The sequence below is a fragment of the Nocardioides sp. NBC_00850 genome, assembly GCF_045207335.1.
Taxonomy (GTDB): Bacteria; Actinomycetota; Actinomycetes; order Propionibacteriales; family Nocardioidaceae; genus Nocardioides.
In genome coordinates, this window is the sequence record NZ_CP108845.1 from 1,821,607 (window position 1) to 1,842,083 (window position 20,477).

Consider the following 20,477-nt stretch of genomic DNA (forward strand, 5'->3'; position numbering starts at 1 on the left):
CGGCCGGACGTTCTCAGTCAACGGAGTCGAAGGTCTCCGGGCGGTGCTCGACGCCGAAGCGGTCGGTGGGCCAGAAGACGACGGCGACGCGGCCGACGACGTCGGAGACGGGTACGAAGGCGTTCGAGCAGGCCTCGTCTCCCGACTCCTGGCGTTCGGGGCTGCACAGATGGAATGACGAGTCGGCGGAGTTGGCGCGGTTGTCGCCCATCACGAAGATCCGGCCCTCGGGGACGACGGCCTTCCACCCGCGGCAGCCGCCCTTGACGTACGACCCGTTGTCCTGCGCCATCGGGCCGTCGCAGGTGTCGGTGGGAGCGATGAAGGAGGACGCGTCCAAGGGCGTGCCGTTGACGACGACGCGGCCCGACTCGCAGCATTCCACGGTGTCGCCCGCGACTCCGATGACTCGCTTCACCAGGTGGTCGCCGGTCGGGTAGAGCCCGATCTTGGCGAGCACGGCCCTGAAGCCGGTCGGGGAAGGTGCGATCTGGTTGGCGGAGAGCCAGCCGCCGGGATCGGTGAAGACGACGACGTCGCCGCGCTCGGGCGTGCCGCCCATCCAGTAGGACGGCTTCTCCACCAGTACGCGGTCGTTGACCTCCAGCCCGGGCTGCATCGACTCGGAGGGGATGTAGAACGCCTGGGCGAGGAACGTCTTGATGACGACGGCGAGCAGGATCGCCGTCACCGCGATGATCAGGATCTCGACGAGCGACCCCAGAACTCCCCTCTGCCGTCGGCCTGACCCCACCGACGCCTCCCGCTCTGCCCCCATGCTGAGACCCTATCCAGACGACGGGTCGGGCCCGGACGCTATCCAGAATTCACGGGCGCGCGGCGCCGCTCCGGTCCTAGGGTTCCTCACTCATCCGGAACTCATCCGGACCCGAGAGGGCGTCATGACCAACACACTGGAATCCCCGACCCATGAGCGCGCGGAGGGTGCCACCGGCGTGCCGGCCCACCAGGCCGTCAATGAGGTCATCGCCGGTGGCGGCACCACACTGACCCTGGGGTCGTACGTCGCGTCCAGCACCGACTTCATGCGCGGCCTACAGGAGGTGCTCACCGCCTCCGCCCAGGAGATCGTCGAGGAGGTGCGGGCCGGCCGCGACGATGCGACCCGCACCGCGCTCGTCGCGGTCGTCCTCACGTTCGCGGTCGTGAGCGTCCTCGTCGTCATCGTGATCGTGCTCGTGGTCCTGCTGGTGGTCCTGGTCTCCCGGCGCCGATCCACGAACACGCGTGGAGCACGTGGATAGGGTCGGAGCGTGTCCGACCTCGACCAACGGCTCAACGCTCTCGAAGCGGATCTCAAGACTCGGGGAAGCGTGCTGGTCGCCTTCTCCGGCGGCGCCGACAGCGCCTTCCTCCTGGCGGCCGCGGCCAGAGCTCTGGGCAGCGACAACGTCGCCGCCGCGACCGGCTATTCGCACAGTCTTCCGATCGCCGAGAGGGATCCGGCAGCCGAGTTCGCGAAGAGCCTCGGCGTACGCCTCGTCACCCCGCAGACCCACGAGATGGAGCGGGAGGGCTACCGGGCCAACGGCACCGACCGATGCTTCTTCTGCAAGGCGGAGCTGCTCGACACCCTCGTGCCGCTGGCCCGTGAGCTGGGCCTGGCCCACGTGGCCACCGGCACCAACGCCGACGACGCGATCGAGGGTCTCAACGGCCTCCGGCCCGGCATCCGAGCGGCCACCGAGCGTGGTGCGATCACGCCGCTCAAGGACGCCGGGCTGACCAAGGCGCAGATCCGCGAGGCCTCGCGCCGCTGGGAGCTGCCGACCTGGGACAAGCCGGCCGCGGCCTGCCTCTCCAGCCGGATCGCCTATGGCCTCGAGGTCACCCCGAGGCGCCTCGCGCGCGTAGAGAGAGCAGAGCAGGGCGTACGCAGCGTCCTGGCCGCCCGCGGCCACGACGCCGCCAGGGTGGACCTGCGCGTGCGTGACCATGGGGAGAAGGCCACCGTGGAGCTGTCCGCTACCCTCCTGCCTCTCGACCCCCACCATGCCGACGAGGTGCTCAAGACAGTGACCGACGCAGGATTCCCCGCCGCGGAGATCGACCCACGGGGCTTCCGCTCCGGATCGATGAACCAGAAGGCAGCCAAGTGAGCGAGCGTCAGCGAGTGAACCACGAGCACAACACGCCGTCGACTTCGTATTCTGGCGTTTGCGCTACGGAGGCGCCGGCGTGAGGGAGTTCTGGGACACGATCACCGCGACCCAGACCGTCCCCGAAGCGCCGTGGCTGATCGGCGCCGGACTCGTCGCGCTGGTGCTGGTCGTGTGGCATGGGAGCTGGCGCACCGTACGCCTCGGCGTCACCGTCGTCCACGAGGCCGGGCACGCAGTGGTCGCGGTGCTGGTGGGAAGGCGCCTGGCCGGGATCAAGCTCCACTCCGACACCTCCGGCGTGACCCTCTCGCGTGGCAAGCCGTCCGGGCCGGGGATGGTGGCGATGCTCGCTGCCGGCTATCTCGCCCCGGCGCTCCTCGGCCTGCTCAGCGCGACCATGCTCGCCGCGGGTCACGCCCTGGGGCTGCTGTGGCTCCTGGTGGCGGCGATGCTCGTGCTGCTGCTGTGGGTACGCAACGGCTACGGCCTCGTCGTCCTGCTGGCGCTGGGCGCAGCCCTGGGCGCGATCAGCTGGTACGCCGACGGCCGCATCCAGACCATCGCCGCCACGCTGGTCACCTGGCTGCTCCTGCTCGCCTCCCCGAGGCCGCTCCTGGAACTCCTCGGCCGCGGCGAGCGAGGCCGCCGCGGCTCCGATCCCGACCAGCTCGCCGGCCTGACCGGCATCCCGTCGGTGCTCTGGATCCTCGTCCTCCTGGCGGTGAACGTCGCCGGCCTCGTGGTCGGCGTGCAGACCCTGATCCCCGACCTGAGCTGGATCTAGAGCTCGAACTCGTCGGCGATCTGGCGCAGCGCGGGGGAGACCTTCTTGGCCAGCTCGCGCGTGGGCGGGCGGCCCTGGGCGTAGCCGTCGCGGATGTCGTCGAGGAGCTTGATCACGTTCTCGACGATCAGCTCCATCTCCTCGGGCTTGCGGCGCTTGGCGGCACGCTGGCGCCCGGCAACGGACGGGGAGCGCTCCAGAATGGTCACCGAGAGCGCCTGCTCACCGCGGCGTCCCTGGGCGATGCCGAACTCCACCCGGGTGCCGGCCTTCAAGGTCTTGGCAGCGCCCTCGGGGAGCGCGTCGGCGTGGACGTACACGTCCGGACCGTCGTCCTGCGACAGAAACCCGAAGCCCTTGGTGGCGTCGAACCACTTGACCTTGCCAGTAGGCACGGCAGCTTGCCCCTTCCTCGCGCATCAGCGCTACGAACGTACGTCGCCCGGCGACTGTGACGGCCGACGCGGGAGAGCCTAGTCCTCAGCGCCCAGGGACGCGTGAGGTATTCCCCTCTCCGGCGTCGACGGCATCCACGGATGGCTCGCCATGTCGTCCCTCGTGCGGGTGGGGCCTATACTCCGCCTACCCCTCCATAGATTTGCAAATGATTTCGTACACCATTGGTAATCGAGACCACTTATGACGTAAGTTTGCGTCGCCAAAGACTGCAGACAGGTACGCCCGGGTGCCAGCAGACTTCGCGGCGGGGGACTGGGGTATGCGCCACAGACGGTGCATGCCTCTCGGGAATGATGTGACATGGCCACGAGAGGGAGTAATGGCCGAGCCATACGCAAGCACAACCCACCGTCCGGAACGTAAGCCCTGGCAGGGAATTCGAGCGCGCCTCATCTTCGTGCTGCTCATCCCGACCATCGCGGCGATGGTGTTCGGCGGGTTGAGCATTTCGCGCGCCCTCTCAGCCCAGGCGGAAGCACGCCAGGCCGAGACTGTCGCCCAGGCACTGCCTGACACCTACCAACTCGCGATCAACATCCTGTTCGAGCGTGACGGTGCGCTCGCGGGTGTTCCCGAGGTCGTCATGCGGCCTCTGCAGCAGAAGACCGACGAGTCGATCGAGGCCTGGAGCGCCAAGGCGAAGGAGATCGACGCCGGCGACGACAAGGACCTCGAGAACAGCATCGTCGAGATCCAGCAGGCGCTGAACGGCATCGACGACCTGCGTGCGCAGATCCAGGAGAAGGACACCGCGGTCGAGGCCCAGCTGGCCTACACGACCGTGATGAACAACCTCTTCGGGATCTCGGCGCAGATGCCGACCCTGGAGAACGACGAGGTCTTCTCCAAGATCTCGGCGATCAGCAACGTACGTCCCGCCTCGGAGGCCATGGGCGTCGAGCGCATGATCATGATGAAGGCGCTGAGCAAGAAGGCGGTCGCCGAGGGCAAGGGTGAGGTGAACCCCGACGTCCTCACCGACGACGAGTTCGCAGAGCTCGCCCGCGCCGAGGCCAAGTGGCGCCTGTCGACGGCGGACTACTACGCGAAGACGTCCGACGAGATCCGCCAGCAGCTCGACGAGCTGACCAACGACACCACCGACCAGGGTTCTGTGGGAGCCCCGGCCCACCGGGTGGTCAACCAGGTGATCTCCAGCGGCAGCACGGACCGGGTCAAGATGACCCCGGACCAGTACACCCAGGCCAGCACGGAGTTCATCCGTGGTCTGCAGAAGATGATCGTCCAGACCGCGCAGGAGATCAGCGACGACGTCGAGCAGATCAAGAGCGACGCGACCCGCGACGCCATCGTCATCGGTCTCCTCGTTCTCGGTGTTCTGATCTTCGCCCTCGCCGTCGGTCTGGTCGCCGCCCGCTCGATCCTGTCGCCGCTGAGCCAGCTGCGTCGCCTGGCCTACAACCTGGCCAACCACGACCTGCCTGAGCGAGTCGCCTACATGAACCAGGCCGAAGGCCCGGTGGATACACATGTGGAGCCTCTGGACATCGCGCGTCGAGACGAGATCGGTGACGTCGCGGACGCGTTCGACGCGGTCCACGTCGAGGCGATCCGGCTGGCGGGCGAGCAGGCCGAGCTGCGTACGAACGTCGACAAGATGTTCATGAACCTCTCCCGCCGTTCGCAGAGCCTCGTCGAACGTCAGCTCCAGCTCATCGACCAGCTCGAGGCCAACGAGCAGGACCCCGACGACCTCGCGAACCTGTTCCGCCTGGACCACCTCGCCACCCGAATGCGCCGCAACGACGAGTCCCTCCTGGTCCTCGCCGGTGGCGAGATCGGCCACGCGGCTCGTGGTCCGGTCCCGGTCCTCGACGTGCTCCGTGCCGCCGCCTCCGAGATCGAGCAGTTCGCCCGGGTCGACATCGACTCCGACGAGAACGCCGAGTTCGAGGGTGCGATCGCGGGTGACCTCGTGCACCTGCTCGCGGAGCTGATCGAGAACGCCACCAACTTCTCCCCGCCCGACACCGCGGTCACGATCCGCACCTTCCGCGCCGGCCCTGCCGCGCCGCTGCTGGTCGAGATCGAGGACCTCGGTATCGGCATGACGCCGGAGGAGCTCGACGCGGCCAACATGAAGCTGCGCCGTGCGACCGGCCTCGACGCCGACGTCGCCCGGATGATGGGTCTGGTCGTGGTCGCGCGCCTGGCGGCGCGTCACGGTCTCTACATCGAGCTCGTTCCCAACCGCCCCCGCGGTGTGGTCGCGCGCGTCGAGATGCCGGTCACCACGATCGTCGGCGCTCACGCCGAGGCCCCGTCGGGCCAGCAGCAGGGCTTCGACGCGTACGCCTTCCAGCAGGGCGGCTACGGCCAGCAGGCCGGCGCCTACCCGGGCACCGGCGAGCTTCCCTACGAGATGCAGTACGGGATGCCCGCCTACGACGCCCAGCCGTACGCAGGTGGCAACCCCTACGACGTGCCTGTCGGTGCTCTTCCGGCGCCCGAGGCGCCCGCGGCCTCCGCCGCGGCGCCCCCGGCCCTGCCGAGCCGTACACCCGGTGCGTCCAACCACCCCAACCTCTCCAACGGCGGTGCGTCGGCCTTCCAGCAGCAGGGTGCCAACGGCCACTCGGGCCAGCACAACGGCTTCGGTCAGAGCGGACCGCAGACGGGCCAGCAGCCCGCATACGGTGGTGTCCCGCCGATGCCGGGCGACCCGGGCTTCGAGGGTCCGGGCGCGCGCACGGGCAGCTTCCCGGCGCAGCCGCAGCAGTTCAGCGGTGGTCAGCCGCAGTACGGGGGAGACCCGTTCGGCGGCGACCCGTTCGGCGCCAACCAGCCGCCGGCCCCGCAGCAGAGCCCCAGCGGCCAGCAGCAGAACTTCCTGTCCAACATGCTGCCGGTTCGCAAGGCCGAGGACCTGGCCGCGCGCTTCCCCGACGGTCGTTTCGACCCGAGCACCGAGACCGGCGAGCTGCCGCGTCGCGACCCGGGCGGCCAGGGTGGCAGCCCGTTCGGCACCGACACCGGCGCGTTCCGCACCTTCGAGCGCCCCAACGAGCGCACCACGCCGCGTACGCCGCCGCCGGGCTTCGGTCCCGACGACGACCCGTTCGGTCCGGCCGGTGACGCGATCGCCCCGGGCCCGATGGGCCCGATGGCTCCGGAGCCGACCAACTCGCCGAACCCGCTCGACTCGACCACCGAGGTTCCGATCCTCGATGACGAGGGCAGCTCGATCTTCGACGACCTGCAGTCCGAGTGGTTCACCCGTCGTCGCCCGCTCGGCGCGCGCCGAGCGATGGAGTCCAAGGGCGACCCGCTCAGCGACCCGATCGCCCCGGCCGCCAAGGCCGGTCCAGGACCCAAGCCCGACGTGGCCCGTCCGGCGGCCGCCCCCGCGGGCGAGCCGGTCGACGAGCCGGTCGCGCAGGACGACGAGCCGACCACGCCGATGAGCTGGTCCTCGCCGGGCGACGAGGGCTGGCGCCGGGCGCAGGAGCTGGAGCAACTGCAGGAGCAGGAGCCGGCGACGATCACCCAGGGTGGCCTCCCCGTACGTGTCCCGGGTCAGAACCTGATCCCAGGCGCGGCGCCAGCGGTCACACCACCGTCATCAGGTCCGCGTAACATGGACGCGCGCCGCACCCGTGGCATGTCCAGCTTCCAAAAGGGCGTCAGCCGCGCCCGCAACAACCCCGCTGATGCGGAAAGCAACCCCGAAGGTGAGGAGCAGCAGTGACAACGGCCCCCGCAGGACTGGACTGGCTTGTCGACAGCCTGACCCAGCGCACCCCTGACATCGCTCACGCGATCTTGGTGTCGGCTGATGGCATGCCGATGGCCAGCTCCGTCGACTTCCCCCCGGACCGGGCCGACCAGCTCTCGGCGATCGCCTCCGGTCTCACCAGTCTTACCCAAGGAGCAGCTCGGTGCTTCGCGGCGGGTAATGTCCAGCAGATGGTCATCGAGATGGACGGTGGCTATCTGGTCCTCATGGCGGTTGGTGAGGGCTCCAGCCTTGCTGCCCTCGCCGCCCCCGACTGCGATCTGGGACAGGTTGGCTACCAGATGCAGCTGTTGATCTCGCGTGTTGCCACCGCCCTCACCCCCGATACCAGAACCGGCGCCTGATCAGTGCCCCGACCCTAGGACCGAGATCGTGAGCAACCACGCATCCGAACCGCCGCCGCTGGTCAGGCCTTATGCCCTGACTCGTGGCCGCACGCAACCCAAGCGCGTCTTCCCGATGGAAGCACTGGTGATCACTGACCGTTACGTGATCGACGGCTACGTCCGGTCGCCCGAGGAGCGGACGATCGCAGAGCTCTGCCGCGAGAGCCGTTCCGTCGCTGAGGTCGCGGCGCTCATCCGGGTGCCCCTGGGTGTCGCCCGAGTCCTGATCGGTGACCTTGCGGAGCGCGGCGTGGTGCAGGTGCACGCCAGCAAGGTCCCGGACGCCCCGGACACCGCTCTCCTCGAGCGCGTGCTGTCCGGCCTGAGGAAGCTTTGACAGGAGTAATGCAGTGACCACCGACTCCAAGCAGGCGACGATGTCTGCGAAGATCGTCATCGCCGGCGGGTTCGGCGTTGGTAAGACGACCTTCGTGGGCTCCGTCTCGGAGATCGTCCCCCTGACGACCGAGGCCGTGATGACGCAGGCGACCGCCGGCGTCGACGACCTCTCCGCAGTGCCCAACAAGAAGACGACCACGGTCGCCATGGACTTCGGTCGAGTCTCCCTCGACTCCGACCTGATCCTCTACCTGTTCGGTACCCCCGGTCAGAACCGCTTCTGGTTCATGTGGGACGACCTGACCCAGGGCGCCATCGGCGCCGTGGTGCTCATCGACACTCGTCGCCTCGCCGACTCCTTCGGCGCGATCGACTACTTCGAGTCCCGCAACGTGCCGTTCGTCGTGGCCCACAACGTCTTCGGCGCCAACCAGGCCTACAAGCCGGAGCAGATCCGCGAGGCCCTGGCTCTGCGCCCGGACATCCCGATCGTCACCTGTGACGCTCGTGACCGTCAGTCGACCAAGGCGACGCTGATCTCGCTCGTCGAGTACGTCCTCTCCATGGTCTCCACGCGCGCTCTTCAGTAGCCGAGCGTCACCAACACCCGCCGTAGCCACGCTCCGGCGGGTGTTGGCCGTTTCAAGGGCTGTCGTGACTGTGCAGTAGAGGCGTACGTCTGGGAGGATCACGCGTTGTGCGGAAGTTCAGGTTGTGGTGGCGCAAGGTGACCCCGAAGTGGCACCTGAGGCGCATGTGGGTGAAGATGTGGTCCGTGATCACGACCCCGTACGCCGATGCGACGGCCGTCGCTGCCGTCGACGAGGCCCGCGCCGCGCTCCTGTCCGACGTGCCAGCCGGTGACGTCGGAGAACATCTCGGCCATGTGGTCGAGAAGGGTGCCGGCCCGGGCGTAGTGACCCACCTGTTCGCCTGCACCCGCAAGGGCTACGTCGGGTGGCACTGGTCGGTCACGCTCGTCACCGTGCCCTCGCTCGACGGCCCGGGATTCGGTGTCGATGCTCCGGTGACCATCAACGAGGTCGTCCTCGTCCCCGGTGACGCGGCGATCGTCGCGCCGGCCTGGGTGCCCTACCGCGAACGGATCAAGCCGGGCGACCTCTCGCCCGGTGATCTGCTCCCGGTCGAGGACGACGACGCGCGGCTGGTCCCGACGTACGCCTTCGGTGACGACCCCCTCGACGCCGACGAGAAGGCTCAGGTGCGCGAGGTCGCCAAGGACCTCGGCCTCGGCCGTGTCCGGACCCTGTCCGTCTCCGGCTTCGACGCCGCCGCCGAGCGGTGGTACGCCGGTGACGGCGGCCCCGAGGCGCCGCTCGCGCAGGCAGCCCCCGACCAGTGCCACAGCTGTGGCTTCCTGGTCCGGTTGACCGGCCACCTGGCCACGAGCTTCGGTGTCTGCGCCAACGGCGATGCCAACGACGACGGCAAGGTGGTCAGCCTCAATCACGGGTGCGGTGCGCACTCGGAGGTGCGGCTGGCGAAGAAGCACGAGCCGCAGCCGCTGCCGGACCCGGTCTTCGACACGATCAGCGACGACGCCGAGGCCTTCTAGCCGAGCGGTTCTAGGCGAGGCCCTCGGCGCGCAGCCGGCGGGCCTTGCGACGCCGGGTCAGCTCGATGCCGATCGCGCCGATGCCGAAGGCGGCCAGGCAGGTCCAGATCCACCAGGTCCAACCGCGGTCGTTGAGCAGGCCCCAGAAGGGGAGCAGGGCGACGAACCCGACCAGCCAACCGAGGGTGGCGAGCTCGAAGGCGCGGATGCCGTCCTGGTCGACGAGCTCGATCTTCGGCTCGGGTGCGGCCTGTGCAGGCTCCTCGACAGGCGGCTCGTCGTAGCCGTAGTCCTGGGGGTGGTAGCCGCCGTCCTCGGTGTAGTAGTCGCCGTCGTACCCCTCGTACTGCTGCTCCGGGTAGCTGCCGGAATAGTCGTCGTCGCGGTACTGGTCGCTCATGGAGTCCAATCTAGTAGGTCACCACGAGCCGGTAGGGTTGGGTGGAACGCTGACGACTTGGAGGTCCCTGATGGCTTCGCTCCGCTGCCCCTGTGGCACCAACTTCCGCACGGAGACCGACGACGAGCTGGTCGACAAGGTGCAGGAGCACCTCGCGGAGGCTCACCCCGGCCGCACCTACAGCCGCGACGACATCCTGATGCTCGCCGCGATGTCCTGACTCTGTGACGGCGCCCTCACCTGGGCGCTGTCTCTTCGCGGAATAGTTAGCGCCGGTAAGCAGTTATGCTTGCCGACATGCCTACCGCACAGCCAGCCTCCGCGCCCGACGCGGCCTCCGACATCCCCGAGGTCGCCTCGGTGCTGCGCACCTCCGTCATGCGGATGCGCCGCCGCCTGGCCAACGAGCGCCACCCCGACAACGACCTCTCCCTGGGGTCGATGGCGGTGCTCGGGGCGTTGTACGCCAACGACGAGATGACCCTCGGCGCTCTCGCCGGGCGCGAGCGCGTCCAGCCGCCGAGCATGACCAGGATGGTCAACTTCCTCGAGGAGGGCGGCTACGTCGTCCGCCGCCAGGGTGAGACCGACCGCCGCCAGGTGCTGGTCTCGATCACCGACAAGGGCCGCCGGACCGTACGCAAGGACCGGCTCAGCCGGGACGCCTGGCTCGCCCAGCAGCTCGTCGACCTCGATGCGGACGAGCTCGCCGCCCTCCGCACAGCCGCTTCGATCATGGAGAGAATAGCCACCAGTTGAGTCCCACGTTCCGTTCCCTGCGCAGCCACAACTACCGCCTCTACCTAGCCGGCAGTGTCGTCTCCAACGTCGGCACCTGGATGCAACGCATCGCCCAGGACTGGTTGGTCCTGAGCCTCGGCGGCGGGGGAGCGGCACTCGGTATCACCACCGGCCTGCAGTTCCTGCCCATCCTCCTGCTCAGCCCCTACGCCGGGGTCATCGCCGACCGCTTCCCGAAGCGCCGCCTGCTGCAGGCCGCCCAGGGCTGGATGGCCCTGATGTCGCTGCTCCTCGGTGTGCTGGCGGTGAGCGGCCACGCCGAGGTGTGGATGGTCTACGTGATCGCGTTCCTCTTCGGCACCGGCGCCGCCTTCGACGGCCCGGGCCGGCAGTCGTTCGTCTCGGAGATGGTCCACCCCGACGACCTCACCAACGCCGTCGGCCTCAACTCGGCCTCGTTCAACCTCGCCCGCCTGATCGGACCGGCGCTGGCCGGGCTCCTCATCGGCTCGCTGGGAAGCGGCCCCGAGGCGACCGGCTGGGTGATCCTCATCAACGCCGTCTCCTACCTCGCCGTGATCGGCCAGCTGCAGCGGATGAACACCGCCGAGCTGCACTCGCCCGACCCCGTCGCCCGGCGGAGCGGGATGCTGCGCGAGGGCATCGGCTACATCCGTACGCAGCCCAAGATGCTGATGGTCCTGGTGATCATCTTCTTCGTCGGCACCTTCGGGGCGAACTTCCCGATCACCTCGGCGCTGATGGCGACCGAGGAGTTCGGCAAGGGCGCCAGCGAGTACGGCCTGCTCGGCACCGTCCTGGCCATCGGCTCGCTCTCCGGCGCCCTGCTCGGCGCCCGCCGTACCCGGATCCCGCTCAAGCTGATCGTGCTGGCGGCGACCGGGTTCGGCCTCACCGTCATCGTGTCCGGGCTGATGCCGACGTACGCCCTCTTCGCCCTGATCTCGCCCGTGCTCGGCTTCTTCACGATCACGACCCTCAACGCCTGCAACGCCACGATGCAGACCGAGGCGGCCCCGGAGTTCCGCGGCCGGGTGATGGCGATCTATATGACCGTCCTGATGGGTGGCACCCCGCTGGGTGCCCCGCTCATCGGCTTCGTCGGCGAGCACTTCGGCGCCCGCACGACCCTGTACGCGAGTGGCGCTCTGGTGCTGTTGGGTACGCTTGCGGGGGTGCTGGTCCTCGCCGCACTCAGAGGTGGTATCCGGGCCGTTTTGACCCCCTCTCAAGCCGCCGGGTAGCCTCTGAAGCGTGTCTGGGACAACCAGGCCGTCGCGCGTGCCCGGAACAAGCTCGAGAGATAGGTCTCGGACCCGGGTTCGGCGCCCTCAGTACGGGGATTCGGTTCGAAAGATCCGCCAACGTGTGAGTTGAGGTAAGGGCGACACGCCCGACCTCGGGGGCGAGGCGGGACCAGTTGGTATCGCACCACCTGGACGCACAACATTGGATCCTTCGCGGCAGAGCGCCGCGTAGTGAGAGCAGAAAAGAAGGGGAACCACCGAGGTGCCCACAATCAACCAGCTGGTCCGCAAGGGCCGCGAGGACAAGGCGACGAAGTCGAAGACGCCTGCCCTCAAGGGATCGCCGCAGCGCCGTGGCGTCTGCACGCGCGTCTACACCACCACCCCGAAGAAGCCGAACTCCGCCCTCCGGAAGGTCGCCCGTGTGCGCCTCTCCTCCGGCGTCGAGGTCACCGCTTACATCCCGGGTGTGGGTCACAACCTTCAGGAGCACTCCATCGTGCTCGTCCGTGGCGGTCGTGTGAAGGACCTCCCCGGCGTGCGTTACAAGATCATCCGCGGCACGCTCGACACCCAGGGTGTCAAGAACCGCAAGCAGGCCCGTTCGCGCTACGGCGCGAAGAAGGAGAAGTGACATGCCTCGTAAGGGTCCCGCTCCCAAGCGCGCGCTCGTCGTCGACCCCGTCTACGGCTCGCAGCTCGTAACCCAGCTCGTCAGCAAGGTTCTCCAGGACGGCAAGAAGCAGGTCGCTCAGCGCATCGTCTACACCGCGCTCGAGGGCTGCCGCGAGAAGACCGGCACCGACCCCGTGGTCACGCTCAAGCGCGCCATGGACAACGTGAAGCCGGCCATCGAGGTCAAGTCCCGCCGTGTCGGTGGCGCGACCTACCAGGTTCCGATCGAGGTCAAGGGCACGCGTGGCACCACGCTCGCGCTGCGCTGGCTCGTCGGTTACGCCCAGGACCGTCGTGAGAAGACGATGGCCGAGCGCCTCATGAACGAGATCCTCGACGCGAGCAACGGCCTCGGTGCCGCTGTGAAGAAGCGTGAGGACACCCACAAGATGGCCGAGTCCAACAAGGCCTTCGCGCACTACCGCTGGTGACGTACGGCGGGGTGCCTGCCGCACAATGTGGGCACCCCGCCCATCCAGACCGAAGACAATCTCTTTAAGGAACGCTGAAGACAGTGGCCGTCGACATCACCACGGACCTCAATGTGGTCCGCAACATCGGCATCATGGCGCACATCGATGCCGGTAAGACCACCACCACCGAGCGCATCCTGTTCTACACCGGTATCTCCTACAAGATCGGTGAGGTCCACGACGGCGCAGCCACGATGGACTGGATGGAGCAGGAGCAGGAGCGCGGCATCACGATCACGTCCGCCGCGACGACCTGCTGGTGGAAGGACCACCAGATCAACATCATCGACACCCCCGGGCACGTCGACTTCACCGTTGAGGTCGAGCGCTCGCTGCGCGTCCTCGACGGCGCCGTCGCCGTCTTCGACGGTGTCGCCGGTGTCGAGCCGCAGTCGCAGACCGTGTGGCGTCAGGCGAACAAGTACGCCGTCCCGCGGATGTGCTTCGTCAACAAGCTCGACCGCACCGGTGCCGACTTCTACATGGTCGTCGACTCCATCGTCGACAAGCTGCACGCCACCCCGCTGGTGCTGCAGCTGCCGATCGGCGCCGAGTCCGACTTCATCGGCGTCGTCGACCTGGTCGAGATGCACGCCAAGGTCTGGCGCGGCGAGACCGCGATGGGCGAGGACTACGTGATCGAGGAGATCCCGGCCGACCTCGCCGACAAGGCTGCGGAGTACCGCGAGAAGCTGGTCGAGACCCTTGCCGAGGCCGACGACGACATCATGGAGGTCTACCTCGAGGAGGGCGACGTCTTCGACGTGCCCACCCTGAAGGCTGCCATCCGTCGCGCGACCCTGGCCGACAAGCTCAACCCGATCCTCACCGGCACCGCGTTCAAGAACAAGGGCGTCCAGCCCCTGCTCGACGCGGTCGTCGACTACCTGCCCTCCCCGCTCGACGTCGAGTCGATCATCGGCCACGACGTCAAGGACGAGGAGGTCGAGGTCTCCCGGAAGCCTTCCGACGACGAGCCGTTCTCCGGCCTGGTCTTCAAGATCGCCTCCGACCCGCACCTGGGCAAGCTCTTCTACCTGCGCGTCTACTCCGGCAAGGTCGAGGCGGGTGCGACCGTGGTCAACCCGATCAACGGCCGCAAGGAGCGCATCGGCAAGATCTACCAGATGCACGCGAACAAGCGTGAGGAGATCAACTCGGTGGGCGCCGGCCAGATCGTCGCGGTCATGGGTCTGAAGGAGTCGAAGACCGGTCACACGCTGTGCGACCCGACCCACCCGGTGGTGCTCGAGTCGATGAGCTTCCCGGCCCCGGTGATCGAGGTCGCCATCGAGCCGAAGACCAAGAGCGACCAGCAGAAGCTCGGCACCGCGATCCAGCGCCTCACCGAGGAGGACCCGACCTTCACGGTCAAGTCCGACGAGCAGACCGGCCAGACGATCATCGCCGGTATGGGCGAGCTCCACCTGGAGGTCTTCGTCGACCGGATGAAGCGCGAGTTCAAGGTCGAGGCCACCGTCGGCAAGCCGCAGGTCGCCTACCGCGAGACGCTTCGCAAGAAGGTCCAGAACCACAGCTACACCCACAAGAAGCAGACCGGTGGTTCGGGTCAGTTCGCGAAGGTCGTCATCTCCGTCGAGCCCAACATCGACGAGGAGACCGGCCTCGGTGCGGGCTACGAGTTCGTCAACAACGTCACCGGTGGTCGCGTGCCGAAGGAGTACATCCCTTCGGTCGACCAGGGTGCTCAGGACGCCATGGAGTTCGGCATCCTCGCCGGCTTCCCCATGGTCGATGTGAAGGTCTCGCTCGAGGACGGCGCCTACCACGACGTCGACTCCTCCGAGCTCGCCTTCAAGATCGCCGGCAACCAGGCCTTCAAGGAGGCCGCGCGGATGGCGAAGGCCGTCCTGCTGGAGCCGATGTTCGCGGTAGAGGTGACGACCCCCGACACCTACCTCGGCACCGTCATCGGCGACATCAACTCCCGCCGCGGCCAGGTGTCTTCGCAGGAGGAGCGCCACGGCGACATGGTCGTCCAGGCTCTCGTCCCGCTCTCAGAGATGTTCGGGTACGTCGGTGACCTGCGGTCCAAGACCAGCGGTCAGGCGTCGTACTCGATGGAGTTCGACTCGTACGCCGAGGTTCCCACGAACGTCGCCGACGAGATCATCAAGAAGGCCCGTGGCGAGTGACCTTCGGGTCGCCCGTCCAGGGACTTCGGCAGCAACACCACTCAGTACGAGTCAGTAAGAAAATCACACCAGGAGGAGCCCACAGTGGCTAAGGCGAAGTTCGAGCGGAACAAGCCGCACGTCAACATCGGCACCATCGGTCACATCGACCACGGTAAGACGACCCTTACCGCGGCGATCTCGAAGGTGCTGCACGCGAAGTACCCGGACCTGAACCCGGAGTTCGCGTTCGAGGACATCGACAAGGCCCCCGAGGAGCGCCAGCGCGGGATCACGATCTCGATCGCGCACATCGAGTACCAGACCGAGTCGCGTCACTACGCTCACGTCGACTGCCCGGGTCACGCGGACTACATCAAGAACATGATCACCGGTGCCGCGCAGATGGACGGCGCGATCCTCGTGGTCGCCGCCACCGACGGCCCGATGCCGCAGACCAAGGAGCACGTGCTCCTGGCCCGCCAGGTCGGCGTGCCGTCGATCGTCGTCGCGCTCAACAAGTGCGACATGGTCGACGACGAGGAGCTCATCGAGCTCGTCGAGATGGAGGTGCGCGAGCTCCTCAGCGAGTACGAGTTCCCGGGTGACGACCTCCCGGTCGTGCGCGTTGCCGCTTACCCCGCCCTGCAGGGCGAGCAGAAGTGGATGGACTCGGTTGCCGAGCTCATGCAGGCCGTCGACGACTACATCCCGACCCCGGCTCGTGAGACCGACAAGCCGTTCCTGATGCCCGTTGAGGACGTCTTCACGATCACCGGTCGTGGCACCGTCATCACCGGTCGTATCGAGCGCGGCATCGTCAAGGTCGGCGAAGAGGTCGAGATCGTCGGCATCCGCGAGACCTCGCAGAAGTCGACCGTCACCGGCGTCGAGATGTTCCGCAAGCTGCTCGACGAGGGCCAGGCCGGCGAGAACGTCGGGCTGCTGCTCCGCGGCACCAAGCGCGAGGACGTCGAGCGCGGCATGGTTGTCATCAAGCCGGGCACCACGACCCCCCACACCAACTTCGAGGGCTCTGTCTACATCCTCTCGAAGGAGGAGGGTGGCCGTCACACCCCGTTCTTCAACAACTACCGTCCGCAGTTCTACTTCCGGACCACGGACGTGACCGGCGTTGTGACCCTCCCCGAGGGCACCGAGATGGTCATGCCGGGTGACAACACCGAGATGTCGGTCGAGCTCATCCAGCCCATCGCGATGGACGAGGGTCTGAAGTTCGCTATCCGTGAGGGCGGTCGCACCGTCGGCGCGGGTCGGGTTACGAAGATCATCAAGTAAGTGATCGTCTGATCCAACGTGGAAGGTCCCCGGAGCCGCAAGGCGAAGGGGGCCTTTCGCGTTGGACCAGATGCTCCTTGTTGCTTAGTAAGCGCTGACTCGGCGCAAACGGACCGCAGCGAAGCGAGGACCGGATTGCGCCGCGTCGGCGCGCCACGAGACCAAGGCAAGAAAAGATGACAGACCCAAACCCCCAGATCCGCCCCGCAAGACCCCACCAGAAGCTGCTCGATGACGGCCGCACGGTAAGAGAGGTCCTCACCTACACCCGCCGCGGCAGCCGCCTGGACGCCAAGCAGCAGAAGGCGTGGGACGCGTACGCAGCCGAGTGGGTGATCCCCGACGAGGCGGTCGACGAGCCCGGTTTCTCCCTGGAGAGCTGGTTCGGTCGCAAGGGTCCGCTGATCGTCGACATCGGCGGTGGCGTGGGAGAGGCGACCGCGGTGCTGGCGGCCAACCGTCCCGAGGCCAACATCCTGGCGCTGGAGGTATGGCGCCCCGGCGTCGCGGAGAGCCTCGCCCGGGTGGGCGCCGCGGGCGCGACGAACGTACGTTTCTGCAGCGTCGACGCGCTCTGGACGCTCGAGAACCTGGTCGAGCCGGTTTCGGTCAGCGAGGTCTGGACGTTCTTTCCTGACCCGTGGCACAAGACCCGCCACCACAAGCGGCGCCTGGTGACGCCCACCAACGCGCGGATGATCGCGGAGCGGCTGGCGCCCGGCGGGATCTGGCGGCTGGCGACAGATTGGGTCGAGTACGCCGAGCAGATGGTGGAGGTTCTCGACGCCGAGCCGCTGCTGAGCGGTGGTGTCGTCGAGCGTTGGGACGAGCGCCCGGTGACCAAGTTCGAGCGCAAGGGACTGGCCAAGGACCGGGTCATCACCGACCTGCTCTACCGGCGTTGACCCGAACTACCCGTGTCGTGACTGATCTGTAGGCGCGGAACCGCGAAGATCAGCGGCATGAAGTTGTACGCCGACAGGCCCCCACGCCTCGCCGCCCAGTTGCTCGCCGACCTGCTGACGGTGGTGTGGATCGCCGGATGGGTCCTTCTCGGAAGATTCGTCCACGAGATGGTCTCGGCGCTCGCCGTGCCCGGCGAGAAGATGGACGACGCCGGCACCTCGCTCTCCGTGAAGATGCTCGAGGCGGCCGGGAAGGTCGATGACCTGCCGCTGGTCAAGGACGGCATCGCGGTCCCGTTCGAGGGTGCCGCGAAGGCCGCCGACCAGCTCCGCGCGGCGGGGGAGGCGCAGGTCGAGGCTGTCTCCAGCATCGCGACCGGGCTGGCGATCGCGGTCGTGCTCATCCCGGTGCTGATGTGGCTGATGGTCTACGTGCCGCTGCGGTGGCGGTTCATCCGCAACGCGACCTCGACCCAGCGGTTCCTGGAGGCCGGCACCGGCGCCGATCTGGTGGCGCTGCGCGCGATGGCGACCCAGCCGCTGCACAAGCTGGTCAAGATCAGCGACGATCCGGTCAGGGCCTGGCGGGACGGCGATGCCGACGTGGTGGCGAGGCTGGCCGAGCTGGAGCTGAAGGCGGTCGGGCTCAGCGCCAAGCGCCTAAAGACGTCCTAGCGCGCGGTGAGCCGCGACCGGAGCTCCTCGTCGCGGGCGAGCCGGGCCGCGTCCCGATCGCGGCGGGTGGCGAGCACGGCAGCCAGGTAGGCCTCGGGCGGGGTGCCCGGAGGTGGGCCCGGGGCGACGTACGTCTGCATGTGGGTCGCGAGGCGCTCGGCGAGGGCGTGGCGGCGGACCGGGTCGGTGTAGGTGCCGACCTCGCCGGAGAGGAACCGTCGCACCGCCAGGGACAGGCCGACCGGGATGGTGGCGACGTCCGCGCGGGAGGCCCAGGCGGCGAGCCCCGGGGGCATCTGGATCGGTGCCGGGGGACGCAGCGGCACCCGTACGCGAATCACGTACGTCCCGGCCGCGATGTCGCCCAGCCGCTTGCCGCGCGGGTGGATCATCGCGGAGAGGAAGGCGACGGCGCCGCTGGTGGCGTAGATCTCGACGACGCCGATCAGGGCACGCACGAACGCATGGTGGAAGCTGATCGCCCCGCCGTCGTCGCGCACCGTACGGAGACCGAGCGCGAGCTTGCCGAGCGAGCGACCGCGGGTGAGCGTCTCGATGGCTGTCGGGAAGACCACGAGAACCGAGGCAGTGGCCGTGATGTAGGCGGCCCAGGCCAGGGCCTCGTCGGTCGCGGGAGCGGCGGTCATGAAGACGAACAGCGTCACGATCAGCAGCGCCATCACCACGATCACGTCGATGAGGCCCGACAGCAGCCGCATCCCCAGCCCGGCGGCCGGCAGGTCGAGGGCGACTGCGTCTCCGGTGATCAGGTCGTCGTCGGTGAGCAGTTCCCGTTCTTGGGGGCGCTGGTCCTGGGGGCGTCGCTCGGGCGATTGCGGCGCGGAGGTCATGGCGGTCAGCGTACGCTGCGGGCGTGGATCTCGACGCGTATCTGGCCGCTACCGCCGCCGACCGGACCAGGCTCGAGCAGCTGCTGGCCGAGCGTCGGCTGAACGGCGCCCAGGCCGACGAGCTGGTCGAGCTCTATCAGCGGGTGAGCACCCAGCTCTCGGTCGTACGCAGCAACGCCCCCGACCCGACGGCCGTCCAGCATCTCTCGGTGCTGCTGGCCGCCGCCCGCAACCGCACCACCGGCACCCGGACGAGCACCTGGTCGGGTTTCCTGCGGTTCTTCACGCATCGGTTCCCGGCCGCGCTCTACCGGCTGCGCTGGTGGTGGCTGGGGATGATGGTGGCCAACGTCGTGGTCACCGCGGTGATGATCTGGTGGCTGCTGCGCCACCCGGAGGTCGAGCAGTCGTTGCTCGGCCCGGAGCAGGTCAAGCAGCTGGTCGAGCACGACATCGAGGGCTACTACAGCGAGCACGCGGCCTCGTCGTTCGCCACCCAGGTCTGGGTCAACAACGTCTGGGTCTCGTTCATCTGCATCGCCCTCGGTGTGCTCGGGCTGCCGGTGATCTACTCGATGTTCCAGAACATCTCCAACCTGGCCATCCTCGGCACCCTGATGCACCGACACGACCGCGGTGGCCTCTTCTGGGGCCTGATCCTTCCCCACGGTCTGCTGGAGCTGACCGCGGTCTTCGTCGCCGGCGCCGTCGGGCTGAGGATCTTCTGGTCCTGGATCGACCCAGGCTCGCTGACCCGCGGGCAGTCGATGGCCCGTGAGGGCCGCACCGCCGCCGGCATCGCCCTCGGCCTCATCGTCGTGCTCCTGATCTCAGGCATCATCGAAGCCTTCGTCACCCCCTCGCCGCTACCCACCTGGGCCCGCGTCGGCATCGGCGTCCTCGCCGAGCTCGCCTTCTTCGCGTACGTCTTCATCGTCGGCCGCGCCGCCGCCTCCCAGGGCGAGACGGGCGACATCGACGACCGCCTGCTCGAGGACCGCGTCGCCACCCAGTCCTGAATGTTCCCAGTCGGGAACATTTGAGCGTACGCTGGAGGCATGGCAACGATGTCCCCAGGCGAGATCGGCGAGCTCGTGCGCAGCGTGCGCAAGACGCTCGGCCTGACTCAGGCCGAGCTCGCCGAGCTCGCGGGCGTCGGTCGCCGGTTCGTCATCGAGCTCGAGGCCGGCCACGGCCGCGCCGAGCTCCGCAAGGTCGCCGACGTGATGCGGGCCGTTGGACTCGAGGTCTCCGACGAGCCGGATCCGATCGAGATGGTGCGTACGCCGAGCGGGCTCGTCTCTTTCCGGACCGTGATCCGACGCACGGGACGACCTTTGTCCGTTCCCGGCCGGCTGTGGGTTCTGGAGCCCGAGCGTGCAACGGCGTCAGTCGAGCTTCCTCGCAGCGTCTATTGGTCCGGACGAGATAAGGCCTTCGATCTCTCTGACGCGCAGACGCGTGAGTACGCCTACCAGATCCTGATGGAGGAGGCGCCGCCGGCAGTCATGGTCGAGTTCCTGGACGGTGAGCTGCTCAGCGAGATGTGGGAGCACATGTTCATGGCGCCGGATGTCCGGTCCGCGTGGGAGCCGGCGGTCGATGCGTACGTGCGCGGGAAGGCGGCGTAG

The 20,477-nt window shown here is 68.0% G+C and carries 23 protein-coding genes; 19 read left to right on the forward strand and 4 right to left on the reverse strand.

Translation table 11 applies throughout. The features are described 5' to 3' along the window. Positions 1-13: 13 nt before the first annotated feature. Positions 14-778, reverse strand: a complete 765-nt coding sequence (gene lepB, locus OH802_RS08905) for a signal peptidase I (protein ID WP_406027096.1) — start codon at positions 776-778, stop codon at positions 14-16. Positions 779-902: 124 nt separating this feature from the next. Between lepB and OH802_RS08910 the strand changes: the two genes are divergently transcribed. The 3 genes from OH802_RS08910 to OH802_RS08920 all read left to right on the forward strand — a co-directional run bounded on the left by OH802_RS08910 (position 903) and on the right by OH802_RS08920 (position 2,907). Then, the gene (locus tag OH802_RS08910) at positions 903-1,265 is read left to right on the forward strand and encodes a hypothetical protein (RefSeq protein WP_406027098.1); all 363 of its coding nucleotides are present in this window, start codon (positions 903-905) and stop codon (positions 1,263-1,265) included. A 9-nt stretch (positions 1,266-1,274) separates the two neighbouring features. After that, positions 1,275-2,120: an ATP-dependent sacrificial sulfur transferase LarE gene (gene larE / locus OH802_RS08915; RefSeq protein ID WP_406027100.1), complete on the forward strand. Its 846-nt coding sequence runs from the start codon at positions 1,275-1,277 to the stop codon at positions 2,118-2,120. A 79-nt stretch (positions 2,121-2,199) separates the two neighbouring features. Then, on the forward strand, positions 2,200-2,907 hold the full coding sequence (locus tag OH802_RS08920; RefSeq protein WP_406027102.1) for a M50 family metallopeptidase: 708 nt from the start codon (positions 2,200-2,202) through the stop codon (positions 2,905-2,907). Here the strand turns inward: OH802_RS08920 and OH802_RS08925 are convergent. Beyond that, a complete protein-coding gene (locus OH802_RS08925) occupies positions 2,904-3,302 on the reverse strand; it encodes a cold shock domain-containing protein (protein WP_160026974.1) in 399 nt (132 codons plus the stop codon). The two genes, OH802_RS08920 and OH802_RS08925, sit on opposite strands and share 4 nt — an antisense overlap. 461 nt (positions 3,303-3,763) lie before the next feature. Between OH802_RS08925 and OH802_RS08930 the strand changes: the two genes are divergently transcribed. The 5 genes from OH802_RS08930 to OH802_RS08950 all read left to right on the forward strand — a co-directional run bounded on the left by OH802_RS08930 (position 3,764) and on the right by OH802_RS08950 (position 9,424). Beyond that, positions 3,764-7,075, forward strand: coding sequence for a nitrate- and nitrite sensing domain-containing protein (locus OH802_RS08930; protein WP_406027104.1), 3,312 nt, complete (start codon positions 3,764-3,766; stop codon positions 7,073-7,075). Then, a complete protein-coding gene (locus OH802_RS08935; protein ID WP_008360946.1) occupies positions 7,072-7,467 on the forward strand; it encodes a roadblock/LC7 domain-containing protein in 396 nt (131 codons plus the stop codon). Before OH802_RS08930 ends, OH802_RS08935 begins: the two co-directional genes overlap by 4 nt. Before the next feature lie 28 nt (positions 7,468-7,495). After that, the gene (locus tag OH802_RS08940) at positions 7,496-7,846 is read left to right on the forward strand and encodes a DUF742 domain-containing protein (RefSeq protein ID WP_008360948.1); all 351 of its coding nucleotides are present in this window, start codon (positions 7,496-7,498) and stop codon (positions 7,844-7,846) included. 40 nt (positions 7,847-7,886) lie between these two features. Beyond that, positions 7,887-8,438, forward strand: coding sequence for an ATP/GTP-binding protein (locus OH802_RS08945; protein WP_084101379.1), 552 nt, complete (start codon positions 7,887-7,889; stop codon positions 8,436-8,438). A 176-nt stretch (positions 8,439-8,614) separates the two neighbouring features. Continuing rightward, a complete protein-coding gene (locus tag OH802_RS08950) occupies positions 8,615-9,424 on the forward strand; it encodes a DUF3027 domain-containing protein (RefSeq protein WP_406029261.1) in 810 nt (269 codons plus the stop codon). A 10-nt stretch (positions 9,425-9,434) separates the two neighbouring features. Here OH802_RS08950 and OH802_RS08955 read toward each other — a convergent pair whose 3' ends face one another. Further along, positions 9,435-9,824: a DUF2530 domain-containing protein gene (locus tag OH802_RS08955; RefSeq protein WP_406027107.1), complete on the reverse strand. Its 390-nt coding sequence runs from the start codon at positions 9,822-9,824 to the stop codon at positions 9,435-9,437. Positions 9,825-9,894: 70 nt separating this feature from the next. Here OH802_RS08955 and OH802_RS08960 point away from each other — a divergent pair, with 70 nt between their 5' ends. From OH802_RS08960 to OH802_RS09000, 9 genes are all read left to right on the forward strand, one after another. Beyond that, positions 9,895-10,044 (forward strand): DUF1059 domain-containing protein, encoded by a 150-nt coding sequence (locus tag OH802_RS08960; protein ID WP_406027109.1) that lies wholly within the window; start codon positions 9,895-9,897, stop codon positions 10,042-10,044. Between the two features lie 77 nt (positions 10,045-10,121). Continuing rightward, positions 10,122-10,583, forward strand: a complete 462-nt coding sequence (locus OH802_RS08965) for a MarR family transcriptional regulator (RefSeq protein ID WP_355224319.1) — start codon at positions 10,122-10,124, stop codon at positions 10,581-10,583. Beyond that, the gene (locus tag OH802_RS08970; RefSeq protein ID WP_400467337.1) at positions 10,580-11,830 is read left to right on the forward strand and encodes an MFS transporter; all 1,251 of its coding nucleotides are present in this window, start codon (positions 10,580-10,582) and stop codon (positions 11,828-11,830) included. The genes OH802_RS08965 and OH802_RS08970 overlap by 4 nt, the downstream gene beginning before the upstream one ends. 265 nt (positions 11,831-12,095) lie before the next feature. Next, positions 12,096-12,467, forward strand: coding sequence for a 30S ribosomal protein S12 (rpsL, locus tag OH802_RS08975; protein ID WP_091052356.1), 372 nt, complete (start codon positions 12,096-12,098; stop codon positions 12,465-12,467). A gap of 1 nt (position 12,468) precedes the next feature. Continuing rightward, on the forward strand, positions 12,469-12,939 hold the full coding sequence (gene rpsG, locus OH802_RS08980) for a 30S ribosomal protein S7 (RefSeq protein WP_292648923.1): 471 nt from the start codon (positions 12,469-12,471) through the stop codon (positions 12,937-12,939). 134 nt (positions 12,940-13,073) lie between these two features. Continuing rightward, entirely contained in the window at positions 13,074-15,137 is a 2,064-nt protein-coding gene (gene fusA / locus OH802_RS08985; protein ID WP_406029263.1) for an elongation factor G, read from the forward strand. 84 nt (positions 15,138-15,221) lie between these two features. Further along, positions 15,222-16,415, forward strand: coding sequence for an elongation factor Tu (tuf, locus tag OH802_RS08990; protein WP_141806232.1), 1,194 nt, complete (start codon positions 15,222-15,224; stop codon positions 16,413-16,415). 176 nt (positions 16,416-16,591) lie between these two features. Next, positions 16,592-17,320: a tRNA (guanosine(46)-N7)-methyltransferase TrmB gene (gene trmB / locus OH802_RS08995; protein ID WP_406027113.1), complete on the forward strand. Its 729-nt coding sequence runs from the start codon at positions 16,592-16,594 to the stop codon at positions 17,318-17,320. A gap of 57 nt (positions 17,321-17,377) precedes the next feature. After that, entirely contained in the window at positions 17,378-17,995 is a 618-nt protein-coding gene (locus tag OH802_RS09000; protein WP_406027115.1) for a hypothetical protein, read from the forward strand. On the opposite strand, the gene OH802_RS09005 is transcribed toward OH802_RS09000, so the two are convergent. Continuing rightward, positions 17,992-18,846: an RDD family protein gene (locus OH802_RS09005; RefSeq protein WP_406027117.1), complete on the reverse strand. Its 855-nt coding sequence runs from the start codon at positions 18,844-18,846 to the stop codon at positions 17,992-17,994. The two genes, OH802_RS09000 and OH802_RS09005, sit on opposite strands and share 4 nt — an antisense overlap. Positions 18,847-18,869: 23 nt before the next feature. On the opposite strand from OH802_RS09005, the gene OH802_RS09010 reads away from it, so the two are divergent. Both OH802_RS09010 and OH802_RS09015 read left to right on the forward strand, forming a co-directional pair. After that, on the forward strand, positions 18,870-19,865 hold the full coding sequence (locus OH802_RS09010) for a stage II sporulation protein M (RefSeq protein ID WP_406027119.1): 996 nt from the start codon (positions 18,870-18,872) through the stop codon (positions 19,863-19,865). 39 nt (positions 19,866-19,904) lie between these two features. Continuing rightward, positions 19,905-20,477 (forward strand): helix-turn-helix transcriptional regulator, encoded by a 573-nt coding sequence (locus OH802_RS09015; protein WP_406027121.1) that lies wholly within the window; start codon positions 19,905-19,907, stop codon positions 20,475-20,477.